The organism is Sporolactobacillus sp. STSJ-5 (assembly GCF_024385605.1).
Taxonomy (GTDB): domain Bacteria; phylum Bacillota; class Bacilli; order Bacillales; family Sporolactobacillaceae; genus Sporolactobacillus.
This window is the reverse complement of the sequence record NZ_JANFOJ010000016.1, coordinates 26,698-41,340: the sequence shown is the minus strand read 5'-3', so window position 1 is coordinate 41,340 and position 14,643 is coordinate 26,698. Positions and strand designations below refer to the sequence as shown.

Sequence of the window (14,643 nt, the reverse complement as noted above, 5' to 3'; positions counted from 1 at the left end):
GCAATAAGAAGAAGGCTTGGTTTGCCGGTATCTTCTTATCCCTCAGGCCGCTCGCAGCCTGCTGGAATTAGCACCTTGTCGCCATTCGTAAATCAGCGACGGTTGCTGAAGCGTCATCGGGCCAGTCCCTCGGCTTCTCTTGATAAGAATCAAAATGTCTCATTCAGTTGTTGATTAGTGTACACTAGTGCGCCCAATTTTTCAAGGCCTTATTCGCACCGAAAAGCAGCTGTTCAATCCTGACCTGAGCTTTCATTTCCCAGCTGATTGAACGAAAACGCTGCAGCGTCCAGTCACTTTTATCTCGGCAGATCATCCTTATACTTTTTTCTCAAAGCACTCAATTGATCCAATCTCTGCATATTTTTGTCTTGCTGTCTCTCACTGAGCGACAAGATCAGATTCTCAACCAGGTAAGTCGCTGCAATCATGGAGTGAAATTCATCCTGTTCTCCGCGACTCGCAAATAAAAGAGCATCGAAGGCGTGGTGCGTCCGAAGCACCGGCTGATCGGTGATGACAATCGTCCGATAGCCTGCCGACGCGCCATAATCCAGCAGCACGTCTCCTTCCTTTAATATTCGCGAAAAAGCAAAAATCAGCACGACGCAATTTTTGTCAATATGGACCAAATCCTCGAGCAGCTCGCTCCCCCATTTGCGCAGGATAACAACTGTTACGCCAAACCGGGCCAGTCGGTAATTCAGCAGTTCCGCAAGGCCGATCGATGGTCCCGGAGCGTAAATGTAGAGCTTCTTTGCTTCCTGAATCAAAGCAACCGCACGCTCGAAATAAGCCTTGTTGAAGTGATTCAACGTCACTTGCAGGAGCTGGACGCTCTTATTCAAATGATGAATCTGCAATTTGGTATGTTCAAAATCGCCAATGGTGTTCATCATTTTTTTTGCCGGAGTAATTTCAAGATCTTCTCTTAATTTCCGCTTGTAGTCTTTCAAATTTTTAAACCCGATCATCATCCAAAATCGAGAAACCGATGCGATGCTGACACCTGCTTCTTGTGAAATCTCTTTTTCAGTCAGCAGCATGACTGCCGATTCATTGTGCTGCAGCCATTGTGCAATTTTCAGATGTGTCGGCGAAAGCAGGCTGATATTAATGGGACTGCGACTCATGAGATCACCTTTTTTTGCTTTCATCATAGCATTGGCATCGCTGATTTCGCAGTTCTATGAAAATAAAATTACATTATTATAGAAAATAATAATTTATTTACATTAGATTCACATGATTCCCACGGTTCATTAACAGTGATTTTCTATACTACAAGAGAAGTTAAAATTCAGGAGGGACACCAATGACGCAAATCAAAGAACGCTACACGCTGACCCAGCCCCAGAAAATGATGGTCTTTATCTTGTCGATGTCTTTATACGGATTATCCAACATGATTACCGAACTTGTACCGGAAGTAAATATCGGACCCGTTAATTTCTCAATTGAGTACTTCGCGTTTATTCCTTTGACGCTGTGCATCCTGTTCCATCCTTTCTATGCCGCAATCGGCGCATCTATCGGTGAAGTTATTTTCGGCGAAGTGATGCTCGGTCAGTTCAGCGGTTTCGGAGAAATAGAGAAACTGGTCATCTTCACCTTGGCAATGTATGTTGCCGGAATTATCGTCAATAACCCTAAAAACAAGGTTCAGGTCGGTATCGCCGCAATGACCGGTGTGATCATTCATCAATTTCTCAATATGATCTCAGATATCACCAAGGTCTGGATCGGTGTGGATGACTTTGAAGCTGTTTCCGGTCTTCCTCAAAGTGTGGTTGCCATCGAAGGCTTCTCCTTTCTGAATGACGTGCTGTTCTCAGGGATCCTATTTGCCCTCCTACCAACGCTCTACCTTGTTCCGCGTTTGTATGGAAAAATCGAACCGCTGCTCGGCATGAAGCCGCGCGATAACAAGACCAAATATCCGATCAGCGGCATCCTTAAACCACGTTTCATCATCATCGGTGTCCTGCTTTCGGCTGTCGCGATGGGATGCGAGTTCCTGTCTGAAGCCGGGATTGATATCTTTGAATGGGAAGCAGAATTTGGAGACACGGCAATTTGGATCAGTCTGGCCGCAGCCGCTGTCGTTGCCCTGATCACCATCATTGTACTTGTTACAGGAAAAAACAAAGCGAAGCGCAGTATGGCCAATGAATGAACTCATTCATGTGGAGAACGTGACCTTTCAATACCCAGGCGCCGAACATCCGGTTTTAAAAAAAATGAACTTATCCGTTGAAAAAGGCGAGTTTCTTGCGGTAATCGGCAGCAACGGAAGTGGAAAATCAACCCTGTGCAAGCTCTTTAACGGGTTGATTCCCCATTTTTACACCGGAGATTTTGAGGGCTCCGTAACTGTAAACGGATTGAATATACTCAACAGCAGCGTCGCCGATCTATCCTGCCATGTCGGCTATGTATTCCAGGACTTTGAAAATCAGCTTGTTCAGGCGCGTGTTTTGGAAGATGCCTCGTTCGCTCCGCTTAATTTCGGCATGGAGGATTACTTGCAGCGTGGTCGCCGGGCACTGGAACTCGTCGGGCTCGCCCATTTGGCGGATGAATTTGTTTGGCAACTGAGCGGCGGACAAAAGCATTTGCTCGCACTCGCCGGCTGTCTGGCAATGAATCCAGACATCATTGTCATCGATGAGCCAACGGCGCAACTGGACCCTTATCATGCCAAAGAGATCTATGAGGTTTTGAAAAAGTTGAATAAACAGTATGGAAAAACAATCATATCGATTGAACACCATACCGAATTTATCGCTGAATACTGCGATACGGTTCTTCTGCTGAATAAGGGATCAGTCATTTGGAAACGGCCGATGCGTCAAGCGCTGTCTGAAGTCGATCTATTAACAGAATTGAACATTTACCCGCCTCAGGCAGCCCAGGCTGCCAGCCGGCTCGGTGCCGATCACGTGCCGATCACCTTAAACGAAGCGGTTGCTTTTTTCAAAGAAATGATTCCGCGAAGCACGCCATCTGTCACAAAGCCTGAGCCCGTACAGGCTCAGGAAGAGCCGGTCATCCGATTTGATCAGGTCGGCTTTTCTTATAAATCGATGAATAAGAAACAAGCGCAGGTTTTAAAGAATATTAATCTTTCACTATTCAAAGGCGAACAGGTCGCCATTGTCGGCAACAACGGTGCGGGCAAGTCAACCTTGCTCCGGCTGATCACCGGCGTCAAAAAACCGGAAAGCGGTACGCTCACCGTCCGCTCGCAATCCGTCGCTTCATGCACACCGGAAAAAATGGCGGATCACGTCGCCTATATCTATCAGAATCCTGAGCAGATGTTCATTGACGATTCAGTAAAAAAAGACGTTGCCTTTTTCCCAAAGGCGAGAAAAATCAAGGACTATGAAAACAAAATTGATGAGATTTTGGAGCAGTTCGATTTAGTCGACCTGCAGGACAAAGACAGCCGTCTGATGAGTGGCGGACAACAGCGCCGGGCATCACTTGCAATCGGTGCCGCCATGAATCCGTCGGTCATTCTGCTTGATGAACCGACTGCCAGCCTTGATATGGCAACACGAAAGCACCTGACACAATTCATCTTGAAATTAAAGGAACAGATCGATCTTGTCATGATCGCCACCCATGACATGCAGCTTGTCAGCGAATGGGCGACGCGCGTTATTGTGCTCCATCATGGGCAGATCATTTTTGACGGCGGCAAAGAGGAACTCTTTTCAAACCCGGCGCTGATGGATAAAGCCGGACTTGTCCCCCCGCAAATCGTTACGCTCAGTCTCGCATTGAACGTCGATCCGGTTGACTATTCGGTTGATTCCTTTATCAATCGATTTAAGGAGGTGCCAGAAGAATGGCCGCTGCAAAAAGCTTCGCAGATAAATTAAGCTTCGAACAGATTAAGATTGAGTTGCTGAATACAGCCTATGGCAATGACCGAACGCTGATCGCAAAGCTGGATCCGCGGACCTTGTTCCTTTGGTACACCTTTTTTGGGATCGCTCCGTGGTTCATCTATAGCAAAATGATACTCGCCGGCATGCTGGTCTTTGTGATTGGCACAACGATTATGACTAAAGTCAGTCGGCTCATTATTTTCATCTTAATCATGGGATTACTTGGCGAAAGCGGCTACCTGCTTATTGCATCGTTTTTTTTCGGAGGCAACTTGGGGATTATTGTCCCACTCCTCACGTTGACCATGAAACTATCAGTCATTTCACTCGCCAGTATCACCGCATTCTGTTCGATGAGTCCTGAGCGATTAGGTGAGGGCCTGCTTCGCATCGGCGTACCGGGTCAGGTATCGTTCAGTATCTCCTACGGCTACCGAATGCTGCCGACCTTGTTTGAAGAATATAATCACATTTTCATGTCCTATCGCCTGCGTGGAAAAAGTCCCGAAAAACATGGACTTTTCTACTTTCGAACAGTGATCTATTTTATTAAACTGGCGGTCAAGTCCTTCTATCCACTGCTGCTCAGCATGGCCAAGCGTGCGCGGACAACCGTTGAAGCACTGGAAACCAAGGGCGGTCAATATGCATTTAGAAATCCAGCAGTGAAAAAACTTAAGCTGGCAAAATTGAGGATCGGTAAAAACGATTATTTCTTTTTGCTAATTTCTGTTCTGTATTTAATGTCGATCTTCATTTCAAGTCATTATGTTCAATTTTAGGAGGCCGAGTACGTGAATATTGATTTTCATACCCATGTTAAAGTTGCAAAGAAGTCCGATTTTTCCCCGGACTATTTTAAAGAAATGATTCATGAGGCAAAGCTTGCCGGGCTTGACGCCATCGCACTAACCGAGCACTTCAATACATCCAGTCTTGAGACGGTCTACAACTACCTGGACGAAAACTATGATTACGTTCAAGATTATTATGACGCGGACGGTCTGAAGATTTTCCCGGGGATGGAAGTGGATGTTCGCGAAGTCGGCCATATCCTCTTAATCAGCCGCCGCGAAAACCTTCGTTCCATGTTTCAAACGCTGAAGCATCATTTAAGCAAGGACAAGTTCCTGCCATTCAGTGAGCTGATGGATCTAGCTGAACAGTATAACGTACTGAAAATCGGTGGGCATCCGTTTCGCCCGGCGACCCCTCTGACTCAGCATGCACCGCAGCAGCTCAAGCGGCTCGACGCTCTGGATCTGAATGGAAAAGATCTGTATACGCTGGGCATCGAAGAGAACCAAAATAAAGTTTATCCGTTCGCGCGTTCACTTGGTCTGCCCGTAACCGGGGGCAGCGACACTCACCAATTCATGCAATACGGAACGGTGATCAACACATTACGCGATGACTGCACGACGATTGATCAGCTTAAAGCAGCAATAGGCAATGGCGCCTATGCCATTCATATATCGGATGACCTGTCTTTACGTGTTAAATCAGCCACTATAATTAAAAAATTGGTGAAACAACTGCTTGAGAAAGAAAATGCGCTTCACATTAATTAAATTAAATGCAATTGCAGTAAAAAACCTTCCTGTCATTAAGACATGGAAGGTTTCTTTCATTTTATATAATTGTTCGTAATTAACGTTTTTCCCATGTTTCATGAATAAACGCATCGCGGCCGGATTCCACACGTTCAGCCTTGTAACGGTCCGGGTGCTTTTGGTAGAACTTCTGGTGCTCCTCTTCCGCTGGATAAAACGGTGCCGCAGGAAGAATTCGAGTCACGATCGGTTTGATAAAACGTCCGCTCACGGCTAAATCTGCTTTGGATTGCTCTGCCGCCTTCTTTTGCGCCTCATTGTGATAGAAAATCGCGGTCCGATAGTTGTCGCCGCGATCAAAAAACTGCCCGCCGTCATCGGTCGGATCGACCTGAGTCCAATATAATTCGAGAAGCTTTTCGTACGGAAACAATTCAGGATCAAAAAGTATCTGAATGGCTTCCATATGGCCGGTTGTTCCAGTTTTCACCTGCTCATAGGACGGATTTTCAACCGTACCGCCTGTATAGCCGGAAACGACTTTTTCAATTCCCGGCAATGTATCGAACGGCTTAACCATGCACCAAAAGCATCCTCCGGCAAAGGTCGCCGTATCAAGATTTACTGTCATCTGCTTTTTCTCCCTCTTGCTGCTCCGGCTCATTTTTCACCAAGGGAAGCCGCACATTGAATGTCGTCCCCTTACCGAGCTCGCTTTCTACATCAATCTTCCCGCGATGCTTTGCCACGATCCATTCGGCAATCGATAGACCGAGACCGGTACCTTTTTGACCGGTACGCGCGCTGTCCACTTGATAGAACCGATCGAAAATGTGTTTGGCATCTTGTTCTGATATTCCGCATCCGCTGTCGGATACGGTCAGCCGGGCATACTTGTTTTCTCTCGTGCAGTTAACCGCAATCTTTCCACCCTTTGGCGTAAATTTCATCGCGTTATCCAAAAGGATGACGAGCAGCTGATGCACACGTTGTTCATCACCATTAATGTAAATGGGATCGCCTGCTCCGTCAAGTCTGAAGGATTTCTCTTCGAACTCTGCCATTTCCGAGAAGGGTTCGGTTACTTTTTTCAAGACCGCGCTCAAGTCAAGCGGAGCCAGACTCACTTCGAGCCTGTTCGCGTCCGAACGCGCCAAGGTCAGCAGATTTCCGACAAGTTTGGACAGCCTGCGCGTCTCATCAAGCATGACCGCAATATCCTCGCCGACCTCCTGAACCTTTTGGCGCGGCTGCCTGAGCAAGCCTTCAATTTTCAACTGGATGATCGACAGCGGTGTGCGCAGTTCATGAGAAGCATCGGCTACAAAACGATTTTGCCGATCCCACGCCTTTTCTACCGGACGAAGCGCATACCTCGCAAGGAAATAGCCGACAATAACAGAGACAATTGCTCCGCCAATAAGCCCATAAACAATGATCATACTTAGCGTGTTTAAAAGATTTTTTTCCGGAGTCACATCAACGCCAAAAATAATCTTTACTGCTTTCCCATTTTCTAGTTTGCCTTTTTGGGCCAGCAGATGATAATAGGCGCCATTAGCTTTTTTTTCAATGATATCGCCCGGAGTTACATTTAAAAAAGGTTTAAAAAACGTTTTTGCCCCTTCATCTCCCAGATAAGTATCCATGTTTGAACTAATTTGTGCATTGCTGCTGTTCGTGGCAACCCAGATCAGTCGTTGGTTATTGCGCTGAGGCCGATCTATTGCTCCCTGGCCTTGACCCAGCGCGGGACTGTTAAACGGCTTTACTTCTCCCGATGCCGCACCCCTCAAAATTTTATTACTATCCCGAAAGGTCACGCCTTGCTCATAGAAATAAATCGTGCCACCTAATAAGCTGAGCAGCAGAATCAGCAAAGCCGAATTCAAAATCGTTAATCTGATAAGTGTCTTCCGAAAAAGTGTCATACGCGATCACTTATCCGTCAACATATAGCCGATGCCTCGAACGGTTTGGATATCGGCGTCATACGCATACTTTTTCAATTTTTTTCGCAGTTGATGGATATAAACTTCAACAATGCCAACCGTTGTGTCGGAATCAAAGCCCCAGATTCGGTCGAAAATCTGCTCCCGGGTCAATATTTGATCTTCGTTCTGTACCAGATATTCAAGTAAATCATATTGTTTTGTCGTAAACGAAAGAATTTCTCCATCGACTTTAATTTGTTTGCGTTTGTTGTCAATCTCAATGCCCTTATAGCGAAGGATATGGTCAAGTGCCATCGGCGAACTGCGGCGCAAGACTGCGGCCACCCGTGCCTTTAGTTCCTGGTTCTGAAATGGCTTAATCATATAATCATCGCCGCCCAAGTTCAGCCCCTTCACACGGTCATCGACGGCATCGCGCGCCGTAAGAAAAATAATCGGCGTCGCTACTCCTTTTTTTCGAATCCGCTCAGTGACCTCAAAACCATTCATCCCAGGAAGCATCACATCAAGAACAATCGCGTCATATATATTCTGCTCCGCTAGATACAGTGCATCGTCGCCGTCCTCTGCCGAGTCGACCGTATACTCCTCCTCAAGCAGGCGGACAATTTCTTGAAGCAGATAGTGATTATCCTCAACAACCAGCAGTCGCATCGTCAACACCTCACATTTCTCATTCCTGCACTTATTGTACAACATAACAAACCTTTATTGAAAATGGCTCACTCCATACGAAGGGCCTCAATCGGATTAAGCTTTGACGCTTTATATGCCGGAAATACGCCAAACACAATGCCGACAACTGCCGAGAACAGGAATGCGGCTGCCATAATTGGCAGTGAATAGACAATGGTTCCTCCTACAGCCAGCGCATAAATCTTCGCAGCCAGAACGCCGATGCCGACACCGCAAAGTCCGCCGAGCATACTGAGGACGGCTGCTTCAATCAGGAACTGAAGCATAATATCTTTTCTTTTCGCTCCGATCGCTTTGCGTATGCCGATCTCCCGTGTGCGTTCCGTAACCGATACGAGCATGATATTCATGATGCCGATGCCGCCGACAAGCAGTGAGATACCTGCGATTCCGGCAAGCAGCATCGTCATCGTACTTGAGACCGAGCTCATCGCTTCCATAACATCTTGCTGATTGACAACACTGTAATCATCTGAATCGCTGTATGTTTGGCTCAACACGCGAGAAATGCCCGCCATTGCCCAATTTACAGAATCCTGACTCTCAGCTTGTGCATAAAACTGTGTAATATAAGTCGTACCGATCAGCCGCTGCGCAGTCGAGAATGGGAGAAAAGCCGCGTCATCACTGCTCGATCCCATTGATCCGCCTTTGCTGTTCAGGACACCGACAACTAGATAGCTTTCACCGTCAATCAACACTTTTTTATCAATCGGCGATTCATTTTCAAAAAGGGTCGTCGCCAGATCGCTGCCCAGAACGACAACCTTCTGACGGAATTTATTATCCAATGAGGAAACAAATCGTCCCTGTTTGACGGTAAGCTGTCGGATCGATAAATAGCTGGAGGTTGTCCCGGTCACACTGACCTGGGATGTTGTGCTGCCGTTGCGCAGCGTACTTCTCCCGCTTAGTACCGGTGCCACCGATTTCACGCCGGTAGCCTGCTTGACTTCTTTCAAATTATCCATTGTAAAATGGGTATCCGTATTCGTAATGTTCACCGTAATAAGATTAGTTCCAAGACTATTGACACTGTCGGCAACCGACTTGCTGGAACCCTGTCCTATGGCTAGTAAAGCGATAACCGAGGAAACGCCGATAATAATACCAAGCATGGTCAAAAAAGAACGCATTTTATTTCCCTGGATATTGCGAGCAGCCATTTTTATCGAAGTAAAAAGATTCATCAGATATGCTCACCTTCCTGAAGCCTGCCGTCACGGATGCTGACTGTTCGTTTTGCTTTTCTTGCCACATTCAAATCATGGGTGATCAGCACAATTGTGCGTCCGCTATTATTCAGAGTGGTCAACAGCTTCATAATATCTTCACTGGTCTTGCTGTCCAGAGCCCCCGTCGGTTCGTCAGCAAGTAAAATTTGCGGTTCACCGGCGAGTGCGCGTGCAATGGCCACACGTTGCTGCTGACCGCCTGAAAGCTGGTTGGGAAGATGCGTTGCGCGATCTTCAAGCCCGACCAGTTTCAAGCATTCCAAGGCGCGGGTTCGTCTAATTTTTGCCTTAACGCCGCGATAGAGCAAAGGCATTTCCACATTTTCAACAGCAGTCAATTTTCCAAGAAGATTGAAGTTCTGAAAAATAAAGCCGATTTTTCGATTCCTGATTTCTGCTAAATCGCGATCCTTGAGGCGATCAATGTGACTGCCGCCCAGAGTGTATTCGCCTGCATCTGGTTTGTCGAGACAGCCCATCATATTCATGAGTGTGGATTTACCCGATCCGGAAGGTCCGACAATGGAAACAAAGGCACCTTCTTCAATAGTAAGATCGATATGATCCAGAGCATGAACGATATTGTCGCCTAATTTATAGGTCTTCTCAATCTTGCTCATCGAGATCATGACTTCACTCATGGCTGCGTTCCACCACCGTTTCCACCACGATTTCCGCCAAAGCTGCCACTGCCTTGTCCGCCTCCGAAGCCGCCGCCATTCATAGAAGGCATCATTTGAGTTTGACTACTTTGACTACTTTGACTACTTGATGATGAAGAGGTTCCGGATGATTTGGTGATCGCATTTAATTGGACAGTTTGTCCTTCCTGAAGCCCGGATTTAATTTCAATATACTGATCATTATGAATACCGACAGTCACCGTTTGCTGCTTGCCTCTTGTTGTTTCCACATTGCTGAATCGGCCCGATGCTTCCTCGCCGCTGCTATTTGAATTTGAGGAAGACAAATATACATAATAGCCGTCACCGCTTTGATGTACAGCACCCGATGGCAAGTATAGAACATTCGTTTTCTTTTCAAGGACGATATTCGCCGTCGTTGTCATGCCTGGTTTAAGTCCGGTTGATTTGGATAAATGCACCGTTACATCAAAAGAAGAGGTTCCGTTTGTATCACTGCCTTCCTTAGCAATTGACGTCACTTTCCCACTGAACGTTTTTTTCGGATAAGCAGCAACGACAACGGAAACGGATTGTCCGGTTTTAATCTTCGGAATGTCCAATTCGTCAATAGAAAGCACCGTGCTCAGATCATCATAGCTCTTTAAATGAGCGACCGTCTGTCCGTTATTTACGCGATCGCCTTTATACACCGTAAAACTTGTTAAGGTACCCGACTTAGGAGCTGTAAGCGTCGTGCCGTCTGTAAAGGTAAGAAGCTTATCACCTTTCTCCACTTTATCATTTTTTGCAACGGAAACGCTGTAAACCGTTTTCGATGCGTCATCCGCGTCAATCGTCACATCCTTATCAACGGTTGTTGTTAGCGTTCCTGATCCGCTCACGTCTGTGGAAATCGTTCCTTTTTGAACGGTGGTTGTCGGAATCATGGTTTGATTATCCGAAGACTTGTCCCTTGTAAAATACCAGAATGCACCTCCCCCTCCAATAGCAAGTACTACAACAATGATCAAAATCCAGATCTTCTTCATTATCCAAACCCCTTCGCTACTTCAGATGTTTTGTTATGGACTTCAGTTTAAGGGGGGATTCTTAAAATTTGCTTAAGGATAGAAAAGCCGGGCAAAAAGCGCCCGGTCTTTACTTCCGCAGGATGCGGTGGCTTTCGCGTTGCATACAGGACGTATGCGTATTTAGCGAAAGTTCCTTACATACGAAAGTTCCTTTGCTGTTAGCGCGAAAGTTCTTCTATCGTTAGCGAACGCTCCTTTACTCCAAATGCCATTTTGAGTCATCAACCTTGTGTTTGAACCGACATAGTCCTAAATTAAGTAACGTAAAAATAAGCGGAAATTTTCCGGTTATTTGCATCATGGCGATGGTTTTCCCGGTTTATAAGGGTAATTTTTCCGCTTATGCACAGAAAAAAGCCACCATTTTCACGTTTTTCGATTCGATAAGCGGAATTTCTCCGTCTATTTCAGCATTTTTTTCATTTGTTTTCTAATTAAGCGAAATTTTTCCGTTTATTTCTCAGATTGAGCGCTAACCTGATCGTCCAACCGAATCTTATGCCCTTATCGCCGTACCTATGTGTAAAATGTTTCTCGGGGGGATAAATTTGATGTGAGTGCTTGAGGATGGAGCAGCATGCAGCTCTTTCTGCTCGAATTATGCTTTTGGTATCCCCTTTTTGACTGGACGAAAAGGAGAAGGCTCCTTATTCTAAATGTATACCCACCACGGAATACATCAGGAATAGAGGCCTTCTCAATGGATAGTATAGAGGATTTATTAGGAATTTGGAAGAATCAAACGAGCTTGTTGGCATTTGAGGAAGAGGCTACTGCCTATATGTATCAGTTCATGAGGCATAGCGTTGAACAAGTGTTTTCTTTGCTTGACCAAGCGATTACCCGTGAAAAACAGGCGGAGGGCTGGAAAGTAGATAGTCATAAGGACCAGCGTGTTCTCCAATTCTTATTTGGACCGGTGACTTTCTCTCATACGCGTATGATTAACCCGGAAGGACATGCCTGTTATCCATTGGATCACCTGCTTAAATTGAGAAAACACATGCGTTATTCGCCAAATGTTGAATATGAAACAGCGACCTTAGCGAGCCGTATGACTTGCCGGGAGGTCGTGAAAACCTTAGCCACTTGGACTCAGGTTCAAATGAGTCACACCACGGTCATGCACTGTGTTCGAGCAGTCGGCGAAGCTCAAGAAAAGCAGGATCAAGAGCGCGTGATCCAAGCAGCCAATGGAGAGTTGGATGGAACACGACAACCGAATTTTCTCTTTGCGGAGGCTGATGGAACCTTTGTCCGTGGATTGAAGAAACGGCAACACATTGAAATCAAGCATTTTATTTTGTATGAGGGTTGGGTGAAGAACGGAAAAAGACGGCTTCTGAAAGAGCCCTACGCGGTTATGACAAGCAAGGGACTCGATACCTTCTGGGAACAGGTTGAAGCCGTAGTCGAACAGCGTTATCGCTTATGGCAGACACAAATTGTCGCTAATAGCGACGGAGGCGTAGGTTATGACGAAACGCATTTTAAAGATGCCTTTTGTGGGTCACACAAGCGCATTTGGGTTCAACTGGATGCGTTTCATGTCGCTCAATCCCTAACTCGTTCTCTACATGGTGATAAGTCTTGGATCACGCGTATACAAAAGGCGATTCAAAGAAAAGATCGTGCAGAGGTCATCCTGTTGCTGGATACGTTTGAAAGTAATCAAGACGAGGGTGGGCGCATTGAGCAGGTTGAAAAGGTCAAGCACTATCTCATGGAACACTGGGATCGTTTGTTTGATTGGCGAGAGAGTATGGCGAAAGAAAATCTTCCCGAAAATGCCGGGAGATTGGGTGCGATGGAATCGAATCAAAGGCATTTGACGTTCCGCATGAAAAAGCGTGGCATGCATTGGGGTGAGTCGGAAGAAGGCATGGTTAAAGTTATTCAAGGGATACGTAATGGGACGCTAAGAGCAGCGTATCTTTCTTCGTTCCTCCCATCCAAACGCATCGAACGCCTAACGAAGAAAACAATACGTATTGCATCCTTGTTGAAGGAACCGACGGTTCCTTCTATCGGTGCACATCATGGTCGAATCGGAATAAACGCTTCCTCCTCGAGTGCAGTAGGAAAACTGAACAGAGTGCTTACGCTTGCCTGAAGAAGTGTGGTTTAACACCTAAGGGGTACAAATTAAAGATTAAGAAGTTCTTCTCTAGCAAAGAGTTCCGAGAAAAGCTTGACACATACTCGCCGTACCCGGCAAGAAAAAACGATAAAAATTATCACCTGTAAAGAAAGGTGTCCTGAAGAACCTATTCGATTCAAGCGGCTCGGAATTAAGTAAAGTCTTCAAATTCGATTCGGCGTTTTGCACCATACGTGCAACTGAGGGCAGACCTAGCTTGAGCAGTTCCTTTTGGTTTCGGCAGCCCTATTGGTGTCTCATATGGAAAAAGCAGCTTCATTCTGATGAGGCTTTTGATGACAGCTCTGTTTGTGCGCGGTGACGGTTCAACAAATTGAAAAACGGCGGAAGAAGTGTACAGATGGCAAGCACTCTCAATACCTGCACTGCAACCACAAAAGTAGAATTGGCATGGAGTGCCTCCGATGTTACCGCCATTACGTCAATGCCGCCCGGTGCAAAGGCCAGAATCGATGTAACCGGGTCAATTCCGGTTAGACCCGACACGAGCAAAGCGCAGAGGAACATGGCTGCCGTCAGTCCGATTGAGCCCATAAGTCCCACAAAAGCAATCCGAGCAACGTCCAAAAACATACTTCGCTTCAGCCGTGCGCCGACACATGCACCAATCGTGATTTGAGCCACGATCACAAGAAGATGCGGCTGCCACACGGGCAAAGTATTCGCTGTTGCCACGCCAAACACGATCTGCGCTGCACCGGCACCGATCATGCTTCCGAGCAGCCAAGGGGCGGGCATTTTTATTTTTTTCCCCAACCAAGCACTTATTACAGCGATTATGATGAGCAGAAAGAGTCCTGCAGCGGTTGCCGGATTCAGCGTTTTCACAACTTCAGCAGCCGCCGGCTTTGCTTGAACCGGTGCATTCCAAATGGATACAAGGACTGGCACTGTGCTTTCAACTAGGATCACCCTCATTGTCTGGATAATGCTGACAACTGCCATGTTCGCCCCGCTGTCTGCCGCAATGCCCACCATCGAAGACAATCCTCCGGGTGTTGTTCCATAGAGACTTGTACTGAGATCCGTCTTACTGAAATGAAATAAAGTAAATCCGCTTGCAAGAGATAAAGCAATGGAGGTTAAGATCATGATGATAATCGGCAGCCATCCATGGCGCAATGCATCCAGGATTGATCCATTGACTTGCATTCCGATCTGCACACCAAGCAGGAGCTGGCCGGCCTTCAACCAATAACTCTCCATCCCTTTTTCAGTACAAAGCCGCCTGATCCACCTTGGATTCAACAGTGAAAGCGCGCCTGCCATGATCAAGGTTCCAATCATCCATCCGATTGAAAGTCCTGCCAAAGTAAGCATCAAGCCTCCGGCGCTGCAAATCATGATAAAAACTAGGTTTCTTCCGCTTAATGCTAGGCTTGACCTCATTTTCTTCCTCCTCTTTAAAAGCTTAGTATAGCAATATT

The 14,643-nt window shown here is 46.4% G+C and carries 13 protein-coding genes and 1 riboswitch; of the genes, 5 read left to right on the top strand and 8 right to left on the bottom strand.

All coding sequences use genetic code 11. The features are described from left to right. Positions 1 to 32 precede the first annotated feature (32 nt). Positions 33 to 149: riboswitch (SAM riboswitch) on the bottom strand. Between the two features lie 150 nt (positions 150 to 299). Then, positions 300 to 1,133: a MurR/RpiR family transcriptional regulator gene (locus tag NOM01_RS13505; RefSeq protein WP_255749033.1), complete on the bottom strand. Its 834-nt coding sequence runs from the start codon at positions 1,131 to 1,133 to the stop codon at positions 300 to 302. Positions 1,134 to 1,315: 182 nt separating this feature from the next. On the opposite strand from NOM01_RS13505, the gene NOM01_RS13500 reads away from it, so the two are divergent. The 4 genes from NOM01_RS13500 to NOM01_RS13485 are packed head-to-tail and all read left to right on the top strand — an operon-like array spanning position 1,316 to position 5,470. After that, positions 1,316 to 2,176 carry a DUF8171 family membrane protein gene (locus NOM01_RS13500; protein ID WP_255749032.1) on the top strand — a complete coding sequence of 287 codons (861 nt, stop codon included), beginning with the start codon at positions 1,316 to 1,318 and terminating at the stop codon, positions 2,174 to 2,176. Beyond that, positions 2,169 to 3,890, top strand: a complete 1,722-nt coding sequence (locus tag NOM01_RS13495) for an ABC transporter ATP-binding protein (RefSeq protein ID WP_255749031.1) — start codon at positions 2,169 to 2,171, stop codon at positions 3,888 to 3,890. Before NOM01_RS13500 ends, NOM01_RS13495 begins: the two co-directional genes overlap by 8 nt. Beyond that, positions 3,857 to 4,681 carry an energy-coupling factor transporter transmembrane component T family protein gene (locus NOM01_RS13490; protein WP_255749029.1) on the top strand — a complete coding sequence of 275 codons (825 nt, stop codon included), beginning with the start codon at positions 3,857 to 3,859 and terminating at the stop codon, positions 4,679 to 4,681. Before NOM01_RS13495 ends, NOM01_RS13490 begins: the two co-directional genes overlap by 34 nt. Positions 4,682 to 4,693: 12 nt before the next feature. Continuing rightward, positions 4,694 to 5,470 carry a PHP domain-containing protein gene (locus NOM01_RS13485; protein ID WP_255749027.1) on the top strand — a complete coding sequence of 259 codons (777 nt, stop codon included), beginning with the start codon at positions 4,694 to 4,696 and terminating at the stop codon, positions 5,468 to 5,470. A gap of 79 nt (positions 5,471 to 5,549) precedes the next feature. Here NOM01_RS13485 and msrA read toward each other — a convergent pair whose 3' ends face one another. From msrA to NOM01_RS13455, 6 genes are all read right to left on the bottom strand, one after another. Next, positions 5,550 to 6,083: a peptide-methionine (S)-S-oxide reductase MsrA gene (gene msrA, locus NOM01_RS13480; protein WP_255749026.1), complete on the bottom strand. Its 534-nt coding sequence runs from the start codon at positions 6,081 to 6,083 to the stop codon at positions 5,550 to 5,552. Next, entirely contained in the window at positions 6,067 to 7,383 is a 1,317-nt protein-coding gene (locus tag NOM01_RS13475; protein WP_255749025.1) for a sensor histidine kinase, read from the bottom strand. The genes msrA and NOM01_RS13475 overlap by 17 nt, the downstream gene beginning before the upstream one ends. Positions 7,384 to 7,389: 6 nt before the next feature. Continuing rightward, complete coding sequence (locus tag NOM01_RS13470) at positions 7,390 to 8,061, bottom strand: response regulator transcription factor (RefSeq protein WP_255749024.1); 672 nt, start codon at positions 8,059 to 8,061, stop codon at positions 7,390 to 7,392. A 68-nt stretch (positions 8,062 to 8,129) separates the two neighbouring features. Then, the gene (locus NOM01_RS13465; protein WP_255749023.1) at positions 8,130 to 9,293 is read right to left on the bottom strand and encodes an ABC transporter permease; all 1,164 of its coding nucleotides are present in this window, start codon (positions 9,291 to 9,293) and stop codon (positions 8,130 to 8,132) included. After that, positions 9,293 to 9,979, bottom strand: coding sequence for an ABC transporter ATP-binding protein (locus NOM01_RS13460; protein WP_304654899.1), 687 nt, complete (start codon positions 9,977 to 9,979; stop codon positions 9,293 to 9,295). Before NOM01_RS13460 ends, NOM01_RS13465 begins: the two co-directional genes overlap by 1 nt. Further along, positions 9,976 to 11,013: an efflux RND transporter periplasmic adaptor subunit gene (locus tag NOM01_RS13455; RefSeq protein WP_255749022.1), complete on the bottom strand. Its 1,038-nt coding sequence runs from the start codon at positions 11,011 to 11,013 to the stop codon at positions 9,976 to 9,978. The genes NOM01_RS13460 and NOM01_RS13455 overlap by 4 nt, the downstream gene beginning before the upstream one ends. Before the next feature lie 742 nt (positions 11,014 to 11,755). On the opposite strand from NOM01_RS13455, the gene NOM01_RS13450 reads away from it, so the two are divergent. Then, positions 11,756 to 13,168: an ISLre2 family transposase gene (locus tag NOM01_RS13450; RefSeq protein WP_255749021.1), complete on the top strand. Its 1,413-nt coding sequence runs from the start codon at positions 11,756 to 11,758 to the stop codon at positions 13,166 to 13,168. 303 nt (positions 13,169 to 13,471) lie between these two features. On the opposite strand, the gene NOM01_RS13445 is transcribed toward NOM01_RS13450, so the two are convergent. Then, positions 13,472 to 14,605, bottom strand: a complete 1,134-nt coding sequence (locus NOM01_RS13445; RefSeq protein ID WP_255749020.1) for an AbrB family transcriptional regulator — start codon at positions 14,603 to 14,605, stop codon at positions 13,472 to 13,474. Between the last annotated feature and the right edge of the window lie 38 nt (positions 14,606 to 14,643).